General features: G+C 35.3%; 17 protein-coding genes and 2 pseudogenes. 10 read left to right on the top strand and 9 right to left on the bottom strand.

The annotated features are described in order from the left end of the window. Window positions 1–7: 7 nt before the first annotated feature. A complete protein-coding gene (locus OPR39_RS01905) occupies window positions 8–733 on the bottom strand; it encodes a F0F1 ATP synthase subunit A (RefSeq protein ID WP_015589037.1) in 726 nt (241 codons plus the stop codon). Window positions 734–1,017: 284 nt separating this feature from the next. On the opposite strand from OPR39_RS01905, the gene OPR39_RS01900 reads away from it, so the two are divergent. Next, window positions 1,018–1,257, top strand: a complete 240-nt coding sequence (locus OPR39_RS01900; RefSeq protein WP_265038939.1) for a hypothetical protein — start codon at window positions 1,018–1,020, stop codon at window positions 1,255–1,257. A 112-nt stretch (window positions 1,258–1,369) separates the two neighbouring features. After that, window positions 1,370–3,709 (top strand): phenylalanine--tRNA ligase subunit beta, encoded by a 2,340-nt coding sequence (gene pheT, locus OPR39_RS01895; protein ID WP_141457159.1) that lies wholly within the window; start codon window positions 1,370–1,372, stop codon window positions 3,707–3,709. On the opposite strand, the gene OPR39_RS01890 is transcribed toward pheT, so the two are convergent. Together OPR39_RS01890 and ileS are read right to left on the bottom strand one after the other, a co-directional pair. Beyond that, entirely contained in the window at window positions 3,700–6,354 is a 2,655-nt protein-coding gene (locus OPR39_RS01890; protein ID WP_265038938.1) for a hypothetical protein, read from the bottom strand. The two genes, pheT and OPR39_RS01890, sit on opposite strands and share 10 nt — an antisense overlap. Window positions 6,355–6,412: 58 nt before the next feature. Further along, window positions 6,413–9,772, bottom strand: coding sequence for an isoleucine--tRNA ligase (gene ileS / locus OPR39_RS01885; RefSeq protein WP_265038935.1), 3,360 nt, complete (start codon window positions 9,770–9,772; stop codon window positions 6,413–6,415). A gap of 176 nt (window positions 9,773–9,948) precedes the next feature. Here ileS and OPR39_RS01880 point away from each other — a divergent pair, with 176 nt between their 5' ends. Next, window positions 9,949–11,415, top strand: coding sequence for a peptide MFS transporter (locus OPR39_RS01880; protein WP_007548626.1), 1,467 nt, complete (start codon window positions 9,949–9,951; stop codon window positions 11,413–11,415). Between the two features lie 139 nt (window positions 11,416–11,554). Here OPR39_RS01880 and miaB read toward each other — a convergent pair whose 3' ends face one another. Continuing rightward, the gene (gene miaB / locus OPR39_RS01875; protein WP_265038933.1) at window positions 11,555–12,874 is read right to left on the bottom strand and encodes a tRNA (N6-isopentenyl adenosine(37)-C2)-methylthiotransferase MiaB; all 1,320 of its coding nucleotides are present in this window, start codon (window positions 12,872–12,874) and stop codon (window positions 11,555–11,557) included. A gap of 230 nt (window positions 12,875–13,104) precedes the next feature. Between miaB and OPR39_RS01870 the strand changes: the two genes are divergently transcribed. Beyond that, window positions 13,105–13,248, top strand: a complete 144-nt coding sequence (locus OPR39_RS01870) for a hypothetical protein (RefSeq protein ID WP_167482809.1) — start codon at window positions 13,105–13,107, stop codon at window positions 13,246–13,248. Window positions 13,249–13,442: 194 nt separating this feature from the next. On the opposite strand, the gene hemJ is transcribed toward OPR39_RS01870, so the two are convergent. Next, the gene (gene hemJ / locus OPR39_RS01865; protein ID WP_265038929.1) at window positions 13,443–13,871 is read right to left on the bottom strand and encodes a protoporphyrinogen oxidase HemJ; all 429 of its coding nucleotides are present in this window, start codon (window positions 13,869–13,871) and stop codon (window positions 13,443–13,445) included. A gap of 55 nt (window positions 13,872–13,926) precedes the next feature. Between hemJ and pdhA the strand changes: the two genes are divergently transcribed. Together pdhA and OPR39_RS01855 are read left to right on the top strand one after the other, a co-directional pair. Beyond that, entirely contained in the window at window positions 13,927–14,907 is a 981-nt protein-coding gene (gene pdhA / locus OPR39_RS01860; RefSeq protein ID WP_006279887.1) for a pyruvate dehydrogenase (acetyl-transferring) E1 component subunit alpha, read from the top strand. Between the two features lie 408 nt (window positions 14,908–15,315). Then, window positions 15,316–16,239 carry an RluA family pseudouridine synthase gene (locus tag OPR39_RS01855; RefSeq protein ID WP_006279888.1) on the top strand — a complete coding sequence of 308 codons (924 nt, stop codon included), beginning with the start codon at window positions 15,316–15,318 and terminating at the stop codon, window positions 16,237–16,239. A gap of 7 nt (window positions 16,240–16,246) precedes the next feature. Here the strand turns inward: OPR39_RS01855 and OPR39_RS01850 are convergent, their stop codons facing one another. Both OPR39_RS01850 and aspS read right to left on the bottom strand, forming a co-directional pair. After that, window positions 16,247–17,509, bottom strand: coding sequence for an MFS transporter (locus OPR39_RS01850; RefSeq protein ID WP_265038927.1), 1,263 nt, complete (start codon window positions 17,507–17,509; stop codon window positions 16,247–16,249). Between the two features lie 61 nt (window positions 17,510–17,570). After that, complete coding sequence (gene aspS / locus OPR39_RS01845; protein WP_015589044.1) at window positions 17,571–19,373, bottom strand: aspartate--tRNA ligase; 1,803 nt, start codon at window positions 19,371–19,373, stop codon at window positions 17,571–17,573. Window positions 19,374–19,569: 196 nt separating this feature from the next. Here aspS and OPR39_RS01840 point away from each other — a divergent pair, with 196 nt between their 5' ends. The 3 genes and pseudogenes from OPR39_RS01840 (at window position 19,570) to OPR39_RS01830 (ending at window position 22,935) form a co-directional block, all read left to right on the top strand. Further along, window positions 19,570–20,001, top strand: a complete 432-nt coding sequence (locus tag OPR39_RS01840) for a hypothetical protein (protein WP_006279891.1) — start codon at window positions 19,570–19,572, stop codon at window positions 19,999–20,001. A gap of 3 nt (window positions 20,002–20,004) precedes the next feature. After that, window positions 20,005–20,628: a heme ABC exporter ATP-binding protein CcmA gene (gene ccmA / locus OPR39_RS01835; RefSeq protein ID WP_015589045.1), complete on the top strand. Its 624-nt coding sequence runs from the start codon at window positions 20,005–20,007 to the stop codon at window positions 20,626–20,628. Window positions 20,629–21,640: 1,012 nt separating this feature from the next. Continuing rightward, window positions 21,641–22,935, top strand: a pseudogene (locus tag OPR39_RS01830) (Na+/H+ antiporter NhaC family protein). Between the two features lie 299 nt (window positions 22,936–23,234). Here OPR39_RS01830 and OPR39_RS01825 read toward each other — a convergent pair. Further along, a complete protein-coding gene (locus OPR39_RS01825; protein ID WP_010082214.1) occupies window positions 23,235–23,498 on the bottom strand; it encodes a hypothetical protein in 264 nt (87 codons plus the stop codon). 83 nt (window positions 23,499–23,581) lie between these two features. Between OPR39_RS01825 and OPR39_RS07395 the strand changes: the two are divergent. Further along, window positions 23,582–24,674: pseudogene (locus OPR39_RS07395) on the top strand (IS3 family transposase). A 475-nt stretch (window positions 24,675–25,149) separates the two neighbouring features. Here the strand turns inward: OPR39_RS07395 and OPR39_RS01805 are convergent. Then, entirely contained in the window at window positions 25,150–25,755 is a 606-nt protein-coding gene (locus OPR39_RS01805) for a hypothetical protein (protein WP_265038925.1), read from the bottom strand. Between the last annotated feature and the right edge of the window lie 84 nt (window positions 25,756–25,839).

The raw sequence follows: 25,839 nt of genomic DNA, 5'->3' as shown, positions 1-25,839 counted from the left end.
AAGTCAATTACTTTACTGCATCTGACAAATATACACATGTTAATATAGTAAATATATAAGCTTGTAAAATTGCAACAAATACTTCAAATCCTATCAATGCAATTATGAACAAAAACGGCGCAGGAGTGAAAAATATGTTCATATTTACAATAAACCCTGCTATCACTTTGATGATTGTATGACCAGCAATCATATTTGCTGCAAGCCTTATTGATAGGCTAATCGGTCTTACTAAATAAGCAAACAACTTAATAATAATTATTATAGGTGCAAGCCACGAAGGAGTTCCTTTTGGTAGCAATATGCGTAAAAATTCTACTCCCCTTTCTTTAAATCCAACAATCGTTATATAAATAAAAACCACCATCGATAAAGCGAAGGTGACTATCACATGACTTGTGACCGTGAAACTATAAGGAAGAACACCAACTAAATTACACGATAAAATGAAAATAAATACTGTGAATATCAATGGAATGTGCTGCAAGCCTTTGCTTCCAGTGTTATTTTCTATTATTGAAATAACAAAATCATATACATACTCAACTGCAGCTTGCAAATATCCTGGTATTACTGACCCCTTCTTTATTCCAAAAAGCAAAAAGAGTATCATCAATATCACCGAAATCATCGTGAAAAAAGATGAATTGGTAAAGCTTACGTCATACCCAAATAACCTAGGTAACTCTATTATTGTATATACCTTAAACTGTTCCAGTGGATTTAGTGCCATTTTAATCTGAATTATAAACAGTAAATAAAGTATGAATTTTATAGGACAAAGTCAAGAATTAAGATAAGGCTCTGTATTATTATAACATTAACATATTAACAAAATATGTAATTAGAATGTTAATTACAGTCAGCTCTGTATTTTAAAATTTACTAATCTTGTTAAATTATTCAATATCTTGACTTAATATCTTATTTTGATTATAATTTAATTTTTAGTGAGGTATATAATGAACGAAATAGATTTTATTAACATTAATCATCTTTTAAATTTGGAGCAGGAATTTGGAGCAGGAATTTGGTAACGGATACATCGAATTTGTAGATTGTTTCCTTGACGAAGATACTCGCGATTATTACATAGGACTCAACGTACTAGATGAAAGCCATAATGCAATAAAACACTTCGTTTTTGATGGTAACATTGATGAGGATGCCTGGGATTATGGAAGTCTTAAATTCTTTCCGGAGATAGATTTAAAAGGTGACATAGAAAAAATTCTTTCTCTTCGCAAGAAGATATAAAGTTACAAAAGCTTCTACATCATTGTTTATGATGTAGAAGTATTCCACTACAACAAGCTTTAAAAGCACTACATTTTATATTACAATAACTTTTTTATTTCTTGTTAGATCGATGAAATTCACGTTATCTTGGTTACTGGAGTATTTAGAAACCAATGCTAGTTTAGAAGAAATTACCGATAAATTAACTCACATAGGGTTAGAAGTAGAAGATGTGATCGATAATTCCAGATTGACTGGGTTTATCGTTGCAGAGGTATTAGAAGTCGTACCTCATCCAAATGCTGATAAATTAAAATTATGTAAAGTAAATGATGGAAGTAAAATTCTACAAATAGTCTGTGGAGCAAACAATGTTAGAGAAGGTATGAAAACTGTACTTGCATCTCTTGGTAGCACGTTGCCAGAAAGTGATCTCACAATTAAGTCCACAAAAATACGAGGAATGCTAAGTGAAGGGATGCTCTGCTCTGCTTCTGAACTTGCGCTGGTTCAAGAGAAAAGTGAAGGAATAATCGAGCTTTCCGATGATTATAAAGTAGGGGATAAATTTTTCAATTGTGACCCTGTAATTGATATAAATGTTACTCCAAATCGTGGAGATTGCTTAGGCATTTATGGAATAGCTCGCGACCTTGCTGCAACTGGAATTGGGACATTAAAGACTTTAAGCATTCCACAACTTACCAGCTCCATAAATTCACCAATCGATGTTGAAGTTACTGACGGGGAAAGTTTTATTAGTGGAATATACATCGCCAATGTAAAAAATCAAGAAAGCCCAAAATGGCTAAAAGATAGGCTGGAATCGATAGGAATGCGCTCCATTTCTGCAATAGTTGATATCACGAACTATATTATGATATCTTTCAGCCGCCCAATGCACGCGTATGATGCAAAAAAAATAGAAGGAGAGCTCACAGTACGCAAAGCAAACGACGGAGAAAAATTTGCTGGTTTGAACGGTAAAGAATACTTATTAAACAAAGACATAAGCGTTATTGCAGGTGATAAAAATATTCATGGAATTGCTGGAATTATAGGTGGTAAGTGCAGTGAATGTACTCTTGAAACTACTGATATCTTTTTAGAGTCTGCTTGGTTCGATCCCATCTCTATTACTAAATCTTCAAGGCAGCTCGGCATCTCCACAGACGCTAGTTACAGATTTGCACGTTCAGTTGATCCTGGATTTACTTTTGATGGACTCAACCTTGCAGCTAAAATGATTCTGGACTTATGTGGTGGAGAAACCTCAAGCGTAGTGTCTGCTGGCAGTTTAGATAGTGCTGACACCAAGGTGAGCTTTGATTATCAGGATGTGAACAAGTTTGGAAGTGTGTCTGTATCGCCTGATGAGGTGCTTGATATCTTAACGAAACTAGGGTTTAGTATTGATAAAAAAACCGAAGGCAATTGGAATGTACAAGTACCAAGCTGGAGACCGGACGTGACAATACCGGCTGACCTAATCGAAGAAGTAACAAGGATATACGGCTATGACAAAATAAAAGAAGAACCACTACCAAATAATGTTGAAGAAGTAGATAGTACATACGACAATTTGCGTATTTTGATGACAAACAGAGGGTTTCATGAAGTGCTAACCTGGTCGTTTATGAGTGAATCAACAGCTGAAAAATTTGGTTACTCGAATAAGTTATTTATCATCGATAATCCGTTTAACAATAGCTTTAATATAATGAGACCAAGTATTATGCCAAATTTATTGCAAGTTACTGCTGATAATATTGCCCATGGAATATCTGATCTTGCAATCTTCGAAATCGGGCCGATTTACGATGGTGAAGCTCAGTCTAAGTATGTTTTAAGTGGAATTAGGTCAGGAAATAATTTACCGCGAAACCATTATAATACTGATAGGAAAGTAGATGTTTTTGACGCAAAGGCTGATTGCATAGCAGCTTTGGAGTTTTTTAACGTTAATTGTGATAATTTAACGATAGAGAAAGCAGAAAAAGAACATTACCACCCAGGAAAGTCAGGCACTCTCTCTTTTAAGAATAAAGTAGCAGGTTATTTTGGAGAGTTGCATCCTAATATATTAGATCTTTTTGATATCAAGCAAAAAGTTGTAGGTTTTGAGGTAATACTAGAAAATATTGAAAATTTACCTGTAAGTAGAAAGAAATTTATCGATTATAAATACCAAAGTGTAAAACGTGATTTTGCATTTATAGTAAATAAGGATGTGGAAGTAGGTAACATAATCAATGTGATAAAAAAAAGCTCAGAGCTCATCACAGAAGTTTTGATATTCGATGTATACCATGGAAATAATATAGAACCGAATAAGATGTCTATAGCGTTGTCAGTTACTTTTTGCTCTCCAATCCACACTTTAACTGAAAAAGAGATCCAAAAAGAATCAAGTGCTATAGTTAATTTAGTATGTGAAAATACCGGAGGAACTTTGAGAACTTATCGTTGAGTCACAATCATAGTTTCCTGCCGTTGCTGTGTCACACTTACTTCATCCAATTTATTTCCAATATTGAATTCAATATCCTTGAAAAATCTATCCCACATTCCATGCAAATGCTCTTCTATTTTAGGCCACACATCATTTTTAAATGTTACCCTATCATCAGAAAATAAATTACCTAAAAAGGCTCCAATACCTTCATAATTTGACTGAAAACATTGAAGAAATGTCTCTCCTTCTTTATAAGTATTATGTGCCACATTTAACGCTTTTCTCTCTGTAGTCTCTTTATAAGCATTTGATGCTCCAATCTTTATTGCACCAAACATAACTTTACTCCAGTTCTTAACTTTCTGTATACAACCTTCACTATTTCCTGGTATATTATTTATTATATTTTTTGTCAAATTGTCTATCAAAGGAGACAATAAATTTTGACTAAAATGTTTGATATTATCTTTTGTTTTAATTACAGGATATTTGATGCGTTTTTCTGCTAAACAGTACTCCAGTTCTGCTCTTTCTAATAACTTCTTGATTTCTTTTTCATCAAAAGTTTCAAGCTTGAATACCTTCAGTAAATCATCTTCTATTACTGCAAATTTTATTTTTTCACGAGACGTTAGTTCTTCTTTATAATCATTTTTTGTTTCTTCATTTATCAATAATTCTTTTTTGCCTAATTCTAACTGTTTTAATGCTTTCAGAATTTCTTCATTCCTTTTTAAGAGCACTTCTATTGATCTTGTACCCGGATGCCCTTTTTCCCTGTTATTTTGTTCAGCTTGTAAACGCTTATTTTGATCTTTGAGTGTTTGTTCTAATGTAGATTTTTCTAAATGTCCTTCATCTTGCACGCGAAAAGCTTCAATTATTTCTGCTAGACCTGATTCACCATATTTTCTTAATTTCTTGCATAAACGTAAAACACCCTTTTTTTGTTCTCGAAGTAACCTTTGCACTTTATATTTTTTTATTTCTAAATACATCTTTTCTATAAAGTCATTTATTTTAGCTGAAGCTTCCTTATCCGATGGAACCTTTACTTTTTTTTCTAAATCTTCAAGCTGCTTCCTTAGGCTTTGCTTCTCCTTATCCGGTATATCTGATTGACTTAACTTACCTTGAACTTTTTTCATTACTGATTTTATCAGCCTGCGCTCAATCTCTTGATCATGATATTCGAATTTAAAAAGGTCTTCTAACCCCCTTTTTAAGGTGTCATTTGTTAAGCTACTGTTTTCATGTATTTCTTTTAATTTCTTATATATATTGTTACACCTTGTTTGACCTATTCCTCTTAAACGTTCAATTTCTTCTTTCGCATTACCTAAGGCTTTCTCTGTTGCTTGGAGATGCTTATTTTTATAAATATCAATTACTGTCCTTTTAACTATTTCGCCTTCCTTTATAAGCTTTTTCCATTCCGCCTCATGTACAGAAAATTCATCATCTTTTGAGTCTTCTACTTCCATTCCTGCGTTTTTCAAATCTTCTATTATAATCTCTTTTCTACTTGGTAATTCCTTACCTTGGCTCTCTAATTCCTGTCTCACTAAAGAATTTTTTATCTCATCTTCCAGCGAAAAATCTTCTCCCCGTCTATCTCGCTGAAACTTAATTGCTTGTATAAAGGCAACTTGATAGGCGTTGTATATTAAGTGAGTTGTCAACTTAAAATCTATGCTACTTACCACTTTTAACCTGAATTCGTCCAACAATTCCTTCAATTTATCATATGTAATCTCTTTCTTTTCTAGTTTTATCAGTTCTTCCATAGTCTTCGCAAATTCTTGAATAGAAGTTGCAAGCACATTCTTGATCTCATTACGTAAAGGCTTAAGACCATTTTTTAAGTGGATATTAGCTGATAATTTCAGTATGGTATTATGTTCTGAATCACGTGCAACATTAAACCAACTACCATCTTTATCTTCGTATAAATCTCTAACTAGTTGTTTAAATTGCGGTGGAAACTTAACTTCCATATTCCACTTAATGTCTGCTTCAATAGCCTCTATCTCATGAAAAGACACCTCAATATTTTGGTGTTCATTTTGACATAACCCATTACTTATTTTAATAGCAGCAATCAAAAAATGAGATAATTTTTTATTTAAAAGATAAAAAGTAGCCAAAGCGAGTGTTGCAGGAATAAGTAATGCTGCAAGCACAGCGATATTAACAAGAATCACTATTGCAGCAAGAACACCATATGCCAATCTTTTTGCTGTACTTTCACTTACTTCACTTTTTTTTGTTTTATTCTCCTCTGAACTGATTTGTGTCTTATCATTTGTTTTTAATTTATTATATACGGCTAATCCTAACGCAGTGAAAACTATATAAGGAAACATTAAAACTGATAGAGCTAAATTTAATACTTTCTTCTCCGGGCAAGCTCGATTTACCTCTTTAAATATTCTACTTGATATATTATACCAAGAAGTAAAAAAATCAGAGTTATAATCTTTATAATGAAATATACTGAGTGGAACGTTAAAATTAGCTAACGGCTCTTGTTCTTCCACAGCATCAAAAAATTCTTCTTCCTCCTCCAAAGTAGCAACAGATTCTACTTTACCTAAATCATCACTATTGTTATTCAAATCAACAACTTTTTCATAATCATCTGCAACAGCCTTATTCATATTATAACCTTACCTCAAGTAACCTAAGTATAGCATAAACAATGACAACTTTCAACTACTAATAATTTAACCTAATACCAACACTTAAATCCTGATATTCCTTAGAATAGAAGTTAGTTCCAATTTCTGTATTAATGTCCAAAGATAAGGCAAGGGTCTGCTCTTTTATATATTCAAACCACGTATTTATTGCTTCCTTAATTTTCTCTTCTTCTGTTTTGATTATTACTCTGATTCTATCTGATATATGAAAATCAGCTTGTTTTCTGGTTTCTTGAATGAGCCTCACGACATCTCTCGCTAACCCTTCTAGAATTAATTCATCATTTAGTTCAGTATTTAGAATGACAACTCCTTTGTTGTTATCAAACACAGCAGAATATCCACTATTTGCTTTTAACAATAGTTCATATTCGCCTTTTTCTATGATGTAATTTTCTGACTCATTACCTAAAAAAACTTGCTCATTTTCAACTTGCTTCCATTTTCCCTCTTTGACATATTGAACTAGTTTCTTAATTTTATCTGGTATTCTCTTTCCAAGCAGCGGAAAACTTAGCTTTAACTCTAGTGATGCAATATCTTCAAGTCTGTTTACTAACTCCAGTTTTTTTACATTTACCTCATCTTTTATCATCTCTTGATATTCATTCATGCTTGGTGTCATTCCAGCACTTTTTTCTTTCTGGATCCCAGTGTCAGCTACTCGGATGACAGGAGAGAACTCTGGGATGACAGAAAACGGCTCACCTTCAAGAAAACTACAGGAAGACTGATGATAAATGATCATACTGCCAAGTGGCTGTCTGATACGTATGTTAAAAGTGTTTCTAATAGAGAGTGCAGAGTTGCATATCTCTCTCACCAAATCCATCTTGGCAATGAGCTGACTATCAAACTTCTCTAATTGTGGAAAATTAGCCAAATGAACAGATGTTTCTTCATACTTAAGCCCTTGCCATATATTCTCTGTTATAAGTGGCAACAAAGGAGCTGCAGCTCTTAGTATGTAATAAAAAACCGTATATAGAACATTATAAGCATCAGTTTTATCCTGATCCAAATCACTTTTCCAAAAACGCTCGCGACTGCGACGAATATACCAATTATTTAGCACTTCAAAAAAGTTCATTAAAATTTTGCAAGCCTCTTGGGAGTTATAGTTGTTCATAGAAGCTTGGATACCTTCTACAGCTTCAAAACACTTGGAAATCATGTAACGATCAATAGTGCTTTGATAATCCTTACAAACTTCAGCTTTAATCCCATCTGCATTTGCATACATGGTAAAAAAGTGATAGCTATTCCAAATAGGTTTTATTACGTTTTTCAGAACATCTCGTATTGAGTTTCCTTCTTTATCGAGTAGCAAATTACCACCACAAACAATAGATCCAGAAAGCATAAGAAAACGCAGTGCATCAGAACCGTATCTATCAAAAACCTCCATTGGATCTGCATAGTTATTCAAACGTTTGGACAATTTTTGCCCTTTTACATCCAAAACAACACCGTGGCATATGCAGTTCTTAAATGGTTCCCTATCAAACAAAGCAGTGGACAATACAAAGAGCGTATAAAACCACCCCCTGGTTTGCGCTATGTATTCAGTGATAAAATCCGCAGATTCAAACCACTCCTTATTTTCAAACGGATAGTGGATTTGCGCAAATGGCATCGAGCCAGATTCAAACCAGCAGTCAAACACGTCAGGTACACGGCGCATAACTGATTTTCCTGTTGGATCATCAGGATTTGGTCTTGTTAAAGTATCGATAAATGGTCTGTGCAAGTCGTCTATTTTAACATTAAAATCTCTCTCCAGTTCTTCTATTGAACCATATACATCTACTCTTGGATATCTCGCATCATCTGATTTCCATACAGGGATTGGCGTACCCCAGAATCGATTGCGTGAAATTGACCAGTCGTGTGCCCCTTCAAGCCATTTTCCAAATTGACCATCTCTAATGTGGTTTGGTATCCAATTAACTCTCTTATTTAGCTCTACCATTCTGCTTTTGAATTTTGTAACTGCAACATACCAAGAAGGCATAGTGCGATAGATCAAAGGAGTGTCAGTTCTCCAGCAGTGTGGATAATTGTGAATATATTGCTCAGTTTTAAACCAATTCCCTTGCTCTTTTAATTTTTTTATTACTGTATCATTGGTATCAAAAACATGAACCCCTGCCAAATCTGAAACTTCAGCAGTAAATTTTCCACTGTTATCAATTGGACAAATAACTGGAATATCATGGCTTTGGCAAAGGTAAAAATCTTCCTCACCAAATCCAGGAGCAGTATGCACAACGCCAGTACCATCTTCTTCTGTCACATAATCAGCGATGAAAACGCGGAATGCATTTTTCGTATCTTTAAAGTAATCAAATAGTGGTTTATAAGGAAGACCTGCAAGATCATTCGCTTTAAGTTTTATATTGCAGTTTTCATATGGAATATTGTTTTGTTCAGAGTGGCTGATAAATTTCTCTAGGTAGCTTTCAGCAAAAATATAAATTTCACTGTTCACTGAACTCCTTTCATTAACTTCTGTCATCCCAGTGCTTCGACACTGGGATCCAGAAATAGATTCCAGCGTCACGCGCTGGAATGACATCAAGGAGTGAACTGAAACTGCACAATACTCAATATCTTTCCCTATCGCCAAAGCCAAGTTGCTCGGCAACGTCCAAGGAGTTGTAGTCCAAGCAAGTAATTTACACTTTCGTTTAACACTTTTAAATTGCTGTGGGTTTTCTAAAAGCTCAAATGCAACAGTTACAGCTTTGCTAACTTTTTCTCTATACGCGTTATCAAGCCTTGTTTCGAAATTAGATAATGGAGTTTCGCATGCCCAGCTATATGGTACAACGCGCATTGATTCATACACCAGACCCTTATCATAAAGCTGCTTGAATGCCCACATGACCGACTCCATGAATAATTTATCCATAGTCTTATAGTCATTGTGAAAGTCTACCCACCTTGCTTGCCTATTTACATACTTCTCCCACTCTGATGAAAATTTCATCACAGAAGTACGGCAATGATCGTTAAATTTATCAATACCAAACTTCTCTACCTCAGTTCTGCCAGATATTCCAAGTTCCTTTTCTGCTCCCATCTCAGCCGGTAATCCATGGCAATCCCAGCCAAATCTACGTTCAACCCTTTTTTGAAGCATAGTTTGATATCTTGCAAATGCGTCTTTGATGAAACCAGTGAGTAAATGTCCATAATGCGGAAGTCCATTTGCAAACGGAGGCCCATCGTAAAAGACAAAACAATTATCCTTGGAACGTTCTTCAACTGACCGCTCAAAAACTTTGTTTTCCTGCCAAAATTTTATGATTTCCTTTTCTAACGATGAAAAATCAGGACTACTTACTGTATCAGGATAATGCTTTGACTTCATGTTCGCTATGTAAAACTAAAGAATATAGGGCTTTCTGAAAAATTACAAATTCAAAAATATTTCCGTAGCTCACACCCCAACAAACTATTCTGCCGAGCTTCCAATACCTTTTTTTAAGTTTTACTTGCAGTTTTTATTGTTTTACTTAACATTAACCCAAGCTTTAGGGGTATTTTATGGATCAGAAGACAGATAAGTTTCCACAATTTTTAAAAATGTTGTGCTTTGTTGAAATGTGGGAACGTTTCTCTTACTATGGAATGAGGGCACTTTTGGTCCTATTTTTGACTTCTCACTTAGGTTTCACTGATGAGAGGGCCTTTACTATTTACTCATTATTTGCTGCAACAGGTTATGCTATACCAATACTTGGAGGTTTTTTAGCTGATAAGTTGATGGGATTCCGCAACATGGTGTTGCTTGGAGGGATAGTGATGATAGCAGGTCATGCTTGCATGTCATTGGTTAAGTTTGAACCAGGTTTATTATATTTAGGTTTATCTCTAATAGCCATAGGTACTGGTATGTTTAAAGGGAACGTAACTAACTTACTTAGTTCATGCTATGGCAAAGACGATCCTGAACGTAGCAGAGGCTTTACTTTATTTTACGTAGGTGTGAATATTGGAGCAATATTGGCTTCTATTTCATGTGGTTATGTAGCCCACTTGTTTGGCTGGCACTACGGCTTTGGTTTAGCTGGTATTGGGATGTCTATAGGGCTAATCTTTTTTCTCAAATTTCAGAATCTTTTAGGAGATAGCGGCCTTTCTCCTTATCCAGAGCTTATGAATAAGCGCATATTAGGGATTAAAATTTTTGGTATAGTATTGATAGGAAGCTTTTTGTCATCATCAATAATTGCTAAAATGCTTATACATAGTGAATTTTTTACTAATATGCTCATATTTATTGGAATAACAGCTCTGGGCATATTTATTTATATAATATCTAAATTATCAGCAGAACAAAGACGAAAATTAGTGGCATTATCTATTCTTGTGGTATTTTTCTTGTGTTTTTTTGCTTTAGAAATGCAGCTTGGCTCTTTGGTTAACTTATTCACCGAAAGAAACGTTATTAACAATGTATTAGGTATAACAATCCCAGCTTCAGTTTCTCAAGCCATAAATCCTTTGTCAATTATAATATTTGGCTTTCTTTTTGGAACATACATGAAGTTTAAGCAAAAATATGCAACTTCCATGTTTACCCTTGGCCTTCTGACAATGGCTATGTGTTTTTTCACACTGTACATAGGATGTTTAAACTCTAACATTGAAGGTAAAGTAGAATACTTATATTTAATAATTGCTATCTCCTTTATGGGACTGGGAGAATTATGTATTGCTCCATTAGTCCAAGAACAAGCAACTACACTAGCCCCCAAAAACCTTAGAGGAGTAGTGATGGGTATAGTAATGCTGTCATTAGCGTTTTCTAACCTAGCCGGAGTTGCAATATCAAAATTTATGTCAGTTCCTTCAGTAAATGGTAAAATAAATTATTTAGAATCTTTAGAAATATATAAAGAGGGTTTTTTAAAGGTGGGAATATTTAATTTAATGCTCGTTATTGTATTTTTATTCTTCTTCAATTTTATACATAAAGTTGTTACTAACTCATCTTGTACAAAAAATTGATATAGGTAAGCTCAAATTTGTAGGTTTAAGGTACCCGTTCAGCAGAGGTAGCAATTAAACTTTGTAACTTTTGAAAAAGATTATGATTGCATTTTTTCAATACTCTTTGCTTAAGATTTATATTTAACGCTGCTTAAAATCAGTGAAATGCACACCCCAGCAAACTACTCTGCCGAGCTTCCAACACTTTCACATTTACTATTTTGTCCCTGTATTTATCTTCAGAATCATCAATGCACACTGATTGCATATATGGGCTTTTACCAATAATTTGGTTTTGGTGTTTACCTTTTTTATCGCTAAATAGAACAGGTATAGTTTTACCTACCATACTCTGGTTAAACTCAAGTTGTTGCTTACTAATTAATTTCTGTAAACGAAGAAGGCGCTCTGTTTTAACCTCTTCTGGTACTTGATCTTTTCTTTCCGCTCCCGGTGTGCCTGGTCTTGGGCTGTATTTAAAACTATAAGCCTGAGCATATCTAACTTTTTCTACTAATTTCATAGTTTCTTCAAAATCTTTTTCGGTTTCTCCAGGAAAACCAACAATAAAATCAGAAGAAAATTCGATTTCAGGTTTCAATTTGCGAAATCTGTCTATTATTTCCAAATACTCCTCTGCAGTGTGTTTCCTGTTCATCGCGTGCAATATTTTATTCGAACCAGACTGCACAGGCAGGTGAACAAACGGCATGAGCTTTGGCTCTTCCGCATGTGCCAAGTAGAGAGATTCATGCATATCTCTTGGATGAGAAGTTGTATAACGAATCCTCTCTAGCTTTTCAATTTTAGCAATATGACTAATTAATTTTCCTAAATCCCACACTTCCCCTTCGCACTCCCCATGGTAAGCATTGACGTTCTGACCAAGCAAATTGATCTCATTTGCCCCATTTGCAACTAATTTCAATGCTTCACGAAATATTTCATTCACTGGCCGTGAATACTCAGCTCCACGAGTATAGGGCACTACACAAAACGTACAAAATTTATCACAACCCTCTTGTATGGCAAGAAACGCAGAAGACCCCTGGCTATTGCCATAGCATTCATCTGGCAATTTATTAAACTTTGCAACTTCAGGAAAATCAGTGTTTATTACATGACCTTTACTTCTGCTTGCTTTGACTATCAGCTCCGGTAAGGTAGCGATACTCTGCGGACCAACAACAATATCAACAAAAGGAGCCCTTCTGAACACTTCTTCTCCCTCTGCTTGCGCTACACACCCAGCCACCACTATAGTCATTTCTTTTCGTAACGAATGAATCTTCTCAAGCTCTGAGTAAAGTTTTTCTGCTGCCTTCTCTCTAATGTGACAAGTATTCAGTATCACTAAATCGGCTTTCCCTGCATCACTAACAACGTTGAACCCCAAAGGTTTAATTACATTTTCCATTAAAACGGAGTCATAAACGTTCATCTGACAGCCGTAAGTTTTAATATATAGGCCTTTCATATTTGGTATGTCTTTTTCAAAATTTCTTCACCCTACACGTAAATGTCTAACAGACCAGCGCGTGACGCTAGTGAACTTGCTAGCACAATAGATTTTGACAAAATTATACGAAAAACTGGATCTCAGTGTCAAGCACTTGGATGACAAGTTCTCGGCAACCCCTACGTCATACCATCACGGTATCTCTAGATCCCGCTAACAAGTAGCGGGATGACGGTTGTCAGGGTGTCATGAAAGTAGCTAACACTGGCTTCCATCCAAGAGGGCAGTGCCCTCTTCTTGTCATCCCAGTGCTTGACACTGGGATCCAGGAAAAAGAATGGTGTCATCCGAGTAGCTTGACACTGGCATCCAGGAAACTTAATTGCAAGTAATGCATTGAGTTTGGTGAGTATGGGTTTTGCGTTATAGAATGAAGCACTTTTGGTGAATTTGTAAAGAAAGCTGGATCCCAGTGTCAAGCACTGGAATGACAAGAAAGGGAGCACTGGAATTTTTATTTCAGTATTGTACATTAGCCATGCATCTGAACAGATACGAGCTTTCTGCTTTTTTTGGGTAAGGTCAGTCAAAAAGGTTTTACAACAACCATAATAACTATAACTATTATCAATACTGTAACTGCTTCATTTAAAACGCGAAAATAAATATGTGACTTCTTATTCGAACCCATTGCAAAATTTTTCCTATATTTTGCAAGTAGCATATGAATAATTAACATCAAAAGTATTGCAAATGCTTTTACATGAAACCATCCTTCACGATATTCTTCCCTAATAACCATTAGTGTAATTCCAAGACCAAGTGAGAAAAGCATTGCAGGGTTTATGATATATCTAAGTAGCCTCTTTTCCATTGTTTGAAGCAAGCTATCATTTTCCGATCCCGGTTTTACAGTTGCATGGTAGACATAAAGCCTGGGTAAATAAAGCATACCTGCCATCCACATGATAACAGAGATAACGTGAAAAGCCTCAAGCCAGTGGTAATAGTTCATTAGCAAAAATTTAAAATTCCTGGTATTGTGTTAGTTTAATGAAAAAGAAATCGATATGAAAGCAGAAAATTTCACTAAAGAACAGATAATTGGATTCTACAGGAAAATGCTACTCATACGCAGATTTGAGGAAAAAGCAGGACAATTATATGGGATGGGATTAATAGGCGGGTTCTGTCACCTATCAATAGGACAAGAAGCAGTTGCAGTTGGAACTCAAGCTGCATCAAAATTAGGTGACGCTTTTATCACAAGTTATAGAGACCATGGCTTAATGCTCGCATGTGATTCTGATCCAAATGTTGTAATGGCAGAGCTTACCGGCAAAGAAACAGGATGCTCGAAAGGTAAAGGTGGTTCGATGCACGTATTTGACGTTGAAAAAAAATTCTTCGGCGGGCATGGAATAGTGGGAGCACAAGTTCCAATTGGCACAGGAATAGCATTTGCTAATAAATATAAGAAAAAAGATAATGTGGTATTTACATATTTTGGCGACGGTGCTGCAAATCAAGGACAAGTATATGAATCGTTTAATATGGCATCTTTGTGGGAGTTGCCTGTGGTTTACATCATAGAAAATAATGAATACGCAATGGGAACCTCCGTGCAAAGGTCAACTTTAGTAACAGAGTTATATAAAAGAGGAGAAAGTTTTGGTATTCCTGGAAAACAAGTTGATGGAATGGATTTTTTCTCTGTTTATGAGGCTACAAGCGAAGCAGCGGAACACACACGCAGCGGAAAAGGGCCTATCCTGCTTGAAATGAAGACATATCGATATCGCGGTCACTCAATGTCAGATCCTGCTACTTATCGCTTAAAAGAAGAAGTTGAAGATATGAAGCAAAATCATGACCCTATAAGCACTTTAAAGAAATACATGACAGATAATAAAATGGCTTCAGAAGAAGAGTGCAAAGTAATTGATAAGGAAATACGTGATTTAGTAAAAAAGTCGGAAGATTTTGCCAAAAATAGTAAAGAACCAAGCGTTGATGAGCTGTATACTGATGTTTATAAATTTGTTAGCTAATTTTTTTATCCAGAACTGTACAAACATTGTATAGTAAACGATGTCATCCAAATAGCTCCTTCTCCCGTCATCCAAGTGCCCTCCTTTTTTTGTCATCCCAGTGCTCTGACTACTTGGATCCAGCTGAGTTGGTGAGTATAAAAGTATAGCTAACGCAAGCTCTACGTCATGCCGCCGCGAACCGTCATACCGCGATTCATTCGCGGTATCTCTAGATCCCGCTAACAAGCAGCGGGATGGCGGTTGTCAGGCTAGCTGTCATCTCAGTAGTCTCCTTCTCCTGTCATCCGAGTAGCTGACACTGGTTCCTTTATGACGGCAGTAACCCCTTCGGTGTCATTCCAGTGCTTGACACTGGAATGACACCAATAATTGACATTTCACTAGATATTCATTATAAATAATGGAATGCTACAAAGTATAAAAACCATATTAATAGAAGACGATAACGTTAGGCTGGATAGGTACATCAGAAGAATCTTTCCTGATCTAAAGCAATCTGTAATTGAAAAATCTTTAAGGAAAGGATTAATCAAAGTTGATGATTGCAAAGCAAAGTCCAGTGATAGAGTAAATTCTGGGCAAACTATAACGCTGAAGCACTTGAATTATATTGAAAACGCTAATTCTGATCGCAAATATAATGAAAAGTTAGTGAATCTACTAAGAGAGAACATATTATATGAAGACGAATATATACTAGCTATAAACAAACCCGCAGGGGTCATCGTTCAAGGTGGCGTAAAAGTAAAGATTAGCATGAGTGATTTGCTTGACCAAATAAGAGAGGGAGAAACATTTAAAATTGTCCATAGGCTAGATAGAGATACGAGTGGAGTGATAATATTCGCACGCAACGCTAATGTTGCCAGATACCTTATGGAAGAATTTAAAGGACGAAGAGTAAAAAAAACTTATTTAGCATTAACTTCTGGCATACCGAGCAAGGATAGTGGAACAATAGACTATCCATTGGTGAAAAAATATGTTTCAGGTCAAGAAAAAGTGGTCGTTGATGAAAATTCACCTCAGAATGCCACTACGCATTTTTCAATTATAGCAAAATCCAAACACAATGTTGCTTATTTAAAATTACAACCAATTACCGGCAGAACCCATCAGTTACGTGCACATTTAGCTCATATAAATTGCCCTATTCTTGGTGACGGTAAATATGGTGGTAAAAAAGCCTTTATTGATGGGATAGCAAATAAAATTCACCTTCATTCGCATTCTTTATCTTTAAAACTGCCAAACAATAAAGAAATCACTATCACCGCTCCTATCACTAAACACATCGAAAAATCCATTGAAGCGCTATTTTTCGACTGAAACGATTTCACCAATCAACTTTTCTGTCTTTGGCTTTAATTTGAAGCACAGATATTAGGCTAATTAATGTGCAGGCAGTAAGATAAATGCCTGCTGCAAGTTTTGTTTCGGTTTTTTCTATAAGCCACATGCATATGTATGGAGAAAGGCCACCAAAAATTCCTGCAGATATATTATTTGCTAAGCTTACGCCAGTGCATCTTACTTTTGTTGGAAACAGTTCACAAATAACAGAACCATATATTCCAAAAGATGCACCTACTGGTATAGTAATCAATAAGTAAGTTATTATTACGACATAGTGGTTAACGGAAGATAATAATGGTAATACACATGTACCAATCAGAGATAGCATGATCAGTACAGGAATCATTACGCGTTTTCTTCCAACTTTATCAGATAAAATTGCAAAAAGTACCGCAGATGCTGCAAATACAACCTGTATTACTATCCTCATTAAATCTTTAACACTAATAGATAAAATAACTAGCTCTTTTATTGATATATTATAAAACATTATTGCTGCGTAGACAATTGCATTCTGAGCAATTCCCAGATTGATTGAAATAATAAGCGGTCTTTTATAGTTTCTTACTAGTTCTAACAATGGTGAATGTGCTAAATTATTAGCGTACTTATTAGTTTTATATGCTAAGCTTTCTTTTAATATGTACCTAGTTAAAAAACCTATTGTCCCCAAAAAAAAGCAAAAATAAAAAAGCAACTTCCATCCCCATATTTCATAGTTCTCACCTGTAACTCTTTTGCAGATAAATATCATTGTTATGCATAAGAGCGTTCCAAGGGCTCCGCTAAAGGGCTTCATACTTCCTAAGAAACCTAGATTTTTTTTATTTTTTGAATGCTCTATCGTAAATGCTGTATTAATGCTTGTTTCACCTCCTGCAGTTATTCCTTGCACTATTCTACAAAACACAAGCAATACAGGTGAAAGCAACCCTATTTCTTTATACCCAGGTATAATTCCCATAATTGTGGATGATATTGAAATTAATATTACTGAAGTAAGTAAAGTCTTTCTTCTGCCATACTTATCTCCCATATAACCAAAAATTACTGCACCAATTGGTCTAAACGCAAAACCAATTGCAAAAACACCAAGGAATTTGAGTGTACTCAAATAATGATCTTCTGATGGGAAAAAAACGTTGATGATTGTATCTGTTAATACTCCAAAAAGAGTGAGTTCATACCACACAATCATGTTACAGATCATGCCCGATAGTATTGCTTTTCGGATATTATTCATGGTCTTTCAATTTAACATAACCTAATATATCATTAACCGGTGCTCCTTGCTATAAAATTTTTCATTCAATAACCTTCAAGGATAATTCACGTAAATGCTTATCCTCCACCTTGGAAGGAGCACCCATTAGAACATCTTCACCTTGCTGGTTCATAGGAAAACAGATTACTTCACGAATATTTGGCTCATCAGCAAGCAGCATAACTATTCTATCAACTCCTGGTGCTATTCCACCATGAGGAGGAACACCAAATCTGAATGCACGTACAAGTGCACCGAATCTTGTATCAACTTCTCCCCGGCTATAACCTGCAATGGCAAAAGCTTTATACATGATATCCAGTTTGTTATTACGAATCGCCCCACTTGACAGTTCTATTCCATTGCAAACAAGATCATATTGGTAAGCAAGGATATCCAGTGGATTTTTGTCCTCTAAATCTTTCAGACCACCGTGTGGCATGGAGAATGGGTTATGAAAGAAATCTATTTTTTTACTTTTATCGTCATATACAAAATATGGAAAATCAATGATCCAACAAAACTTGAAGATATTATCATCTATAAGACTGAGTTCTGACCCTAAAAGAGTGCGTACTTTTCCTGCAATGTTTGCCGCCTCATTCTCTTTGTCAGAAGCAAAAAATACACTATCTCCTGGCTCTATGTTTGTTGCTTCTCTTATGTGGTTTAGCCTATTTTCATCAAGAAATTTAGCAATTGGGCCTTTCGCAGTTCCATCTTTATCAAACGTTATATATCCAAGACCCTTAGCACCGAATTCTTTTTGCGCATGTTCTATCTTTTTATCAAAGAAGCTGCGTGGTTCCTCTGCTGTTTTAGGTGCAGGGATGGCTCTCACTACCATACCACGCTCAATATTGCTTTTGAAAATATTGAACCCTGAATCACGAAAAATTTCTGTAACATCGCTGATTAATAGTGGATTACGCAAATCTGGCTTGTCAGAACCATACTTAAGCATTGCCTCTTTGTATGTAATGCGTGGAAAATCTTTATCGACAGACTTGCGAGAAAATTTGGCGAACACTTTATATAAAGCAGATTCAATAACGTCAAATATGTCCTCTTGAGTCACAAAAGACATTTCAAGATCTAGCTGATAAAACTCTCCCGGAGAACGGTCAGCCCTTGCGTCTTCATCACGAAAACATGGTGCAATTTGGAAATATTTATCAAACCCTGAAACCATGAGCAACTGTTTGAAAATCTGCGGAGCTTGTGGCAATGCATAGAACTTGCCAGGATTTAGCCTGCTTGGCACTAGGTAGTCGCGTGCTCCTTCAGGAGAGGAAGCAGTGAGTATTGGAGTTTGAATCTCTAAAAATCCTCGCTCTATCATGAGCTTGCGGAGCTCTGCAATAATTTGTGAGCGCAAAATAATATTGTTGCGGACTTTTTCACGTCTTAAGTCAAGAAATCGATATTTAAATCTCATGTTTTCTGGGTATTCTTGCTCGCCGGTAATGCTTGCCAATATACTTCTTTCTTCTTTTGCTATTTCTTCATCAAAGTGGAACTCAACTTCCGACTCAACGCGCAAATTGTTGACTATCACCTCGATTTCTCCGGTAGAAATAGAGCTGTTTACCGTATCTTCAGTTCTAGCTTCAACTATTCCTGTAACAGTAATTACACTCTCCAATTTTAAATTTGATATCTCATCAAAAAAGTCTTTGTCATTATTAAATACTAGCTGAGTGATTCCGTAGAAGTCCCTTAAATCAACAAAAATTAGGTTACCATGGTCGCGCTTACGATATAACCATCCAGAAAGGGTAACTTCCTTTTCTACGTCGTTCTTCCTCAGTTCATTGCACGTATGAGTTTTATAGCAGTTCATATTTGTTTTACTTCTAAATTCTTTAAGAAGTATAGAAATAAACCTTATTACATACAAGCCCGTTCGTCAGATATTTGCGCAATTTTCGAAATAGAGCAGTACTGCTTTTATATTGTCTTTACCCGCAAAAAAATTGCACAATTTCTATAATTATGGTATAATAGCAAGGGTATTTTTAATGAATTAGATACAGGAAATGCCACTTACACAGATCATATTATATAGCGTAACATTACTTGCTGTAGCTGCAGTATTTCTCTTTTTGAGAAAAATATACAAAAATCGCATTAGAAAAATCATATTTCCTAGAAAAGTTTTTAAAGAAGAGTGGGAAGAAGACAGAAAATTCAATGAATTATATCAAAAAAATAAGCAAAAAGAGTTGCTGAAACAACAAGAAACGCTACGCGAGAAACAAAAAGATGTGCAAGTTTATAAAGAAGATCCAGAAATAGTTGACATAGCAAAACCGGTAGGTAAATGGACAAAGATGGTTATGATGGGTAATGGTTTAATGCAGCGTTTTGCACAATTGATACATAGAGAAGGCGGACAGAAAGGATTTTGGGAGCTGTTTGTAAAAGCTCAGGCTTCAACTCAAGGTAAACATAAGGGAAAGGGCAGATAATCCATGCTTGAATGTGAAAATTTATCCTGCACTCGTAATAATAAGGTACTATTTAAGAATCTCAGTTTTAAAGCTGAGCTAAAATCAAAGATTCTAATCACTGGTCCAAATGGTAGTGGTAAAACCAGCTTAATTAGAAGTTTATCTGGACTTTTACCGCCGGTATCAGGCAATATAAGGCACTGCGGAAAAGATATATATGATGATCCAAAATCCTATATATCTTCTATGGTCTATATAGGCCATAAGAATGCCTGTAAAGATAGCTTAACTGTTGCTCAAAACGTAGAATTCTGGGCAGGAATACGAAATACTAGAGAATTGATTGTGGCAGCTATTTGTTGCTTGCAGTTGCAACCTGTACTTAATATTAGATATGGCGAACTTTCTGCAGGCTGGAAAAGGAGAGTTGCGCTTGCTCGCCTCTTGATTTCTAATGCAAACGTTTGGCTGATAGATGAACCATTTTGTAATCTTGATAGTGCAACGTGTGAATTAGTGCTGAACTTAATCTCAATACGCTCTGAGCAAAATGGTATAGTAATTATTACAGGGCATAGCTCTACAGAGCAATTGTGTGATTTTACAACGATTGATATACGCGATTTCAATAGACTTCTTGCATAGTTTTTGGCAGCACGTTAACAACCGTTAGAAACGAAAAAACTTACTTGACACCCTTCGCCAGCCCCCTTATCATGAAACTGAAGCTATTTATTTATCTTCGCAATCTCTGCAGTGGATTAATGATAAAAAACTTAATGTATCTGGCGTCTCATGTTTAATTTTTTGCACTATGTGCACCTCATGTCTTTATAAAACTTCTAGGTTTCTACCTATATAAGCTGAAATACGCTATTTAAAACATTAAAAAACGCCAACTTAAAAAATAGATAGTGAATAACTAGCTACCCTAGGGTTTCTTTTGCCTTTTTTTCTGTTTAGTAAATTTCTTAATGTTTATAATTTAGATTAGTTGCGGCTTAAAAGCAACTGAATCGCGGTTATTAAACGTTTAGAATAAAAAAAACGCCATACTTGAAAGTATAATGTAAGTAATTAGCCAACCACGGGGCTTCTTTTGCCTTTTTTTTATTTGGTAAATTTCTTAATATTTATAGCTAAACGACAACCGTCATCTCGCTGCTTGTTAGCGGCTAAGAGATACCGCGAATGAATCGCGGTATGACGGTATGCGGCGGCGTGACGTAGAGCTCGCGTTAGCTATACTTTTATACTCACCAACTCAGCTGGATCCAAGTAGTCAGCTACTTGGATGACACCCTGTTGAGGCTGCGCTTACACATTCCACTTTCTATGCTCACCAAACAAATTTGCTTATTCGCAGCAAAATTTTCTGGATCCAAGTATTCAGCTACTCGGATGATATCTTTGTGTTTGAAGCAAAACCAGCTATAACATTTCTTCGCAAACAAATGTTCGTACAGTTGTGCGCGTGATGCTGGAATCTAGACAACAATTAGATCCTATTGTCAAGCAATAAGCTACATGTGCTATTTATTTAGTAGATTAAATATGAAGTTTAAAACTCTGCTATTGACTTCCTGTAGAACTAGTGAAAACCAAACTTGCTTAAAACCACTTAATTAGTTATAGTTATAAGTTTAGGTACAGCAAAATGATAGCTTTTGTCCCCTTGATTATTTTTTTAATCTTGTATCTTGGAAGTGGTGCTTATTTTTCTTTTATCGGAACTGATAATCCACTTCATCAGGTTTCACCAGTAATCTGCTTATTACCAGCACTATTTTTTGCTGTCTCACGTGGTACAAATAAAATTCAGCATAACATCGATACTGTTATCAAGGGCATGGGTGACAAAAACACCCTTACTATGTGTTTAATTTTTTATTTTCTGGAGCATTTTCTGCGGTGACTCAATCAATCGGTAGCGCAGACACTGTTGCTAATTTAATTCTTAATTTCCTTCCAGCAAGATTACTGCTGCCTGGAGTATTTTTGGCTTCTGCTTTTATTTCAACTGCAATTGGCACATCTATGGGAGTTGTTGCGCTGATGGTACCTATAGCTGTTAATCTGGCAAAAAGTGGAGCTTTTGGTCTCGAAATAGGAACTGCAACTGTAGTAGGTGGTGCCGTGTTTGGCGATAACCTTTCGATGATATCTGATACCACCATTGCATCTGTTTCTTCACAGGAAGCTTCAGCAAAAGATAAACTTAAAATGAACTCTAAAGTTGCACTTATTGCCAGCATTATAACACTCATCTACCTAGCAGTTGCCTCAAATAGTACAAAAATTATTTCTATATCAAATTTAGATTATTATTCTATAATAAAAATTATTCCTTACATTTCTTTAATAATCATGGGGCTGCTTGAAGTCGCCACTTTAGTAACAATAACTATAAACATAATTATTGCTGGTGTGCTAGGAATAACTTTTTTTGACTATGCTATCATTCAATTTCCTCATGACGTGTATGACGGTTTCAAAAAAGTAAACGAAATAGTGATATTTGCTCTATTTATCGGTGGATTGAGCCATATAATGTACAAGCAAGGTCAAAAAGCGTTGCATAAACTCATCGATGAAAGCAATATCACAAAAACTAAAGCTGAATTTGTGATAGTAGGAATTGTGTCTATGTTTACTACCTTAGTTGCCAATAATACCATTGCTATTTTACTAAGTGGTGGCATTGCAAAAAGGCTTGCACAAAAACACAGTATTGCGCCACATCGCAGCGCATACTTATTAGATGTTTTTGCTTGTGCTACAAAAGGTATCTTACCTTATGGTTCCCAACTATTGCTAGCAGGTAGCATCGCCTCTGTATCACCTATTTCTTTATTAACACAGGTATATTATTGCTTTATTCTAGCGGCAGTTACAATAGGCGAAATAATCATCAACAGCAGAAAAGAGAAACATTGTGCGGCTGCAACTTAGAGTTTCTCTTTTTTTACCCATAAGGAACGGAATTACTTGACACCCTTCGCCAACCCCCTTATTATGATGTGTAGTACAATGATACAAATTAAGAATTCCCCCATCCTGTGCTGGTTCTTCGATCTGAAATCCTACTTCTACCTGATCACAACCAATGTTAATTTGTCCTATTAATGCTTTAATAATGCCGCGCTTAGTTTGCCAATCTAGCTGTTCCAGGTTCGATTTTACACTAGAATAAAAATTCTTTATGCTATTTATAATAAGACTTATTCCTTTTTCTACTGCCTTCTGATCAACTACCTTTTTTTCTCTTCTTCTATCCCTTGTAAGCGTTCTTTCATTTTTCTCATTGTCTGTTTAAATTCTTCCTCGCTTATATATCCTTTCTCTCCTGCATTTTCTTGACTATAATAATCTTCCATTAATTTTTCGATACCTTCTTTTATTTGATTTTCTCTTCTTGCAAACTTTTTCTCTGATGATTCATCATTTTTATTTTCTAATACTCTACGTTGGTATTCCTTTTTTATCATCTCTGGGTTTTTTAGTACATCTTTCACCTTTTCCCATACTGACCTTACCCAGAAAAAGTAGAGAGAAAGTTAAGACGTTTTTGGAGTAAAATAAAACGTTTTTTCAAAATATGACAAATAGAAGAGAATATACAGCAGAATTCAAATTGGAAGCTGTTAAGCTGACAAATGAACAAAGAAAGGCAGGTCAAACAATTACAAAAATAGCAAGAGATTTAGGAATAAAGGGTGGTTTATTAGGAAAATGGATAAAGAAACACAACGAAAAAAAGTCGGCAGCAGATGCATTTCCAGGTAGAGGTAACATGGCTCCTTACGACAAAGAGAGGTTTGATTTACAAAGCAAAAGTAACAAGAGAAAGAGACATTTTAAAAAAAGCCCTGGCCAGTCAAAAAGAGTAAAATATTTTTTTATATAGTAACTGCTATAAAGTACAGGAATTATGTAGGATTTTCTGCTAGTGGCTACTATAAGTGGACTACAAGGAAAATAAGCAGTAGAGAATCAGCAAATAAAGAGTTATTAGCAGATATTCAAAAAATATATCAAGCTTCTAAATGTAGATATGGAGCTCCTAAAATTCATGCTGAATTAAAGGCTTTGGGTAAAAGTTGCAACTTAAAAACAGTGCAAAGTATTATGCAGAAAAATGGTATTCAGGCTATATTGAGAAGAAAATTTAAAATTAAGAAACAACAAACGGACAGTAGCTCCCAATATATTAGACCAAAACTTTATTGTCGATCAACCAAATAAAGTATGGGATTACTTATATAAAAACCAAAGAAGGATGGCTATATTTGGCAACAATAATCGATCTATATTCACGCATGGTAGTTAATGAGCAGTTCAATAAATAAACAATTGGTTATGGACTCTTTATTAATGGACGTTAACAAGCGTAAACCTGTTAAAAATCTACTGCTGCACAGTGACCAAGGTTCACAATATACTGCGCAAGGGTATCAATATCTCTTAGCTGTAAAGAATATAGATGAGTAATAAAGGCTGTTGTTACGACAATTCTGTTGCAGAAAGCTTCTTTAGCTCATTGAAAAGAGAAATACTTATTGATACTTCACAACACTCTGCTCAACAAACTAGAACTGCAATATTTGAATACATAGAAATTTTTTATAACAAACAACGTCACTATTAACTATTGCATTCCAGAACAATTTGATGCATCATTCTTTTTGTAAAAAACATTCCACACTTTCTCTCCACTTTTTCTGGGTAAGGTCAATTGACAACTGTCCACTTTCTATTCCCATGGATTCATATTTTTTGCCTTGACCAAGAAAAAATTCAGCTATTGCCTTACTTTCTCTTGCAACAACTTCTTCCTTAACAATTTTTCCTTTCTCATCAACGATACTTATAAAAGTTTCTTTTAGTGAGATCGCTATAATATTCCATGAGACTGCTCCTACTAATAAAAGTTTAAATTATTTTTGAAGAACTTATTCTACTGAATTCGTTACTTCGTGCTAAAATAATGGACTCCATCATTCAACAGCAATTACAGTATGTTTACCCTTTTTCTTGTTATTTTTCTAATCTATAGTCAGCGTTCAAAACCATATTCGAAAAGTATCTCATATATTTCCAGATTTTTTTAATGCTGTTTATTTCATCCTCAACATTGCCTCTACCTTTATGAACTAAGTAGCAGCATTAAAAATTATAACGTATTCCTACTTCTAGAATCGCGTCCGGTATTTGTACTGGTGGTTTAAAGCCACTTAGTTGCCCGCCTGCGGTAATACCAACTGTACCAACTATCTGTGGAGCAATTTCATAATCAACACCGACCTTTAGTTTATAGGAAATAGAACCCAGTATTTTATCTACTACAGATGCCTTCTCTCCAGCAGCTTCAATACCTTTGCTTGCAGGTTCACTTGTACCACTGTTACCAAAGCCAAAAGGTATTACTTGTAGGTATCCTCCTAAACCTCCGCTAACATATAGCTTAACGGGATCAATATCAAGGTTAGGGTAATAACGGTAATTTGCTAATAAGCTAGCCCCCATTTTCTTTTCTTCTTTACCAAACATATCACTTATGTCAGTGAGAACCTCAAGTTCAAACTTAGAGTTTTTGTCATGATGATAACCAAAAACAACGCTAGGTTTTATTTTTAAGCCACCACCCCATCCAGCACCAAAGTTTAAACCTGCATAATACTGATCTTCTGACTTACTTGCACTATTATTAGCTGTACCTGCTAGAGATGAAGTGAGCAACACAGCTAAAGCACATAATCTTTTCATTTTCATATAACTCCTCATACAAAAAAATATATAATGCATAAGTATATATCCTTTATATTAAAAAAGATATAATCGCATGTTAAAAAGAGT

The organism is Wolbachia endosymbiont (group A) of Yponomeuta plumbellus (genome assembly GCF_947251575.1).
Classification (GTDB): domain Bacteria; phylum Pseudomonadota; class Alphaproteobacteria; order Rickettsiales; family Anaplasmataceae; genus Wolbachia; species Wolbachia pipientis.
Note: the sequence above shows the minus strand (reverse complement) of the source record. Positions and strands in the feature narration are given on the sequence as shown.

Coding starts and splice junctions, on each gene's coding strand:
- OPR39_RS01905 (WP_015589037.1), bottom strand. CDS start 733: ATGGCACTAAATCCACTGGAACAGTTTAAGGTATATACAATAATAGAG.
- pheT (WP_141457159.1), top strand. CDS start 1,370: ATGAAATTCACGTTATCTTGGTTACTGGAGTATTTAGAAACCAATGCT.
- OPR39_RS01890 (WP_265038938.1), bottom strand. CDS start 6,354: ATGAATAAGGCTGTTGCAGATGATTATGAAAAAGTTGTTGATTTGAAT.
- ileS (WP_265038935.1), bottom strand. CDS start 9,772: ATGAAGTCAAAGCATTATCCTGATACAGTAAGTAGTCCTGATTTTTCA.
- OPR39_RS01880 (WP_007548626.1), top strand. CDS start 9,949: ATGGATCAGAAGACAGATAAGTTTCCACAATTTTTAAAAATGTTGTGC.
- miaB (WP_265038933.1), bottom strand. CDS start 12,874: ATGAAAGGCCTATATATTAAAACTTACGGCTGTCAGATGAACGTTTAT.
- OPR39_RS01870 (WP_167482809.1), top strand. CDS start 13,105: ATGAAAGTAGCTAACACTGGCTTCCATCCAAGAGGGCAGTGCCCTCTT.
- hemJ (WP_265038929.1), bottom strand. CDS start 13,871: ATGAACTATTACCACTGGCTTGAGGCTTTTCACGTTATCTCTGTTATC.
- pdhA (WP_006279887.1), top strand. CDS start 13,927: ATGAAAGCAGAAAATTTCACTAAAGAACAGATAATTGGATTCTACAGG.
- OPR39_RS01855 (WP_006279888.1), top strand. CDS start 15,316: ATGCTACAAAGTATAAAAACCATATTAATAGAAGACGATAACGTTAGG.
- OPR39_RS01850 (WP_265038927.1), bottom strand. CDS start 17,509: ATGAATAATATCCGAAAAGCAATACTATCGGGCATGATCTGTAACATG.
- aspS (WP_015589044.1), bottom strand. CDS start 19,373: ATGAACTGCTATAAAACTCATACGTGCAATGAACTGAGGAAGAACGAC.
- OPR39_RS01840 (WP_006279891.1), top strand. CDS start 19,570: ATGCCACTTACACAGATCATATTATATAGCGTAACATTACTTGCTGTA.
- ccmA (WP_015589045.1), top strand. CDS start 20,005: ATGCTTGAATGTGAAAATTTATCCTGCACTCGTAATAATAAGGTACTA.
- OPR39_RS01805 (WP_265038925.1), bottom strand. CDS start 25,755: ATGAAAATGAAAAGATTATGTGCTTTAGCTGTGTTGCTCACTTCATCT.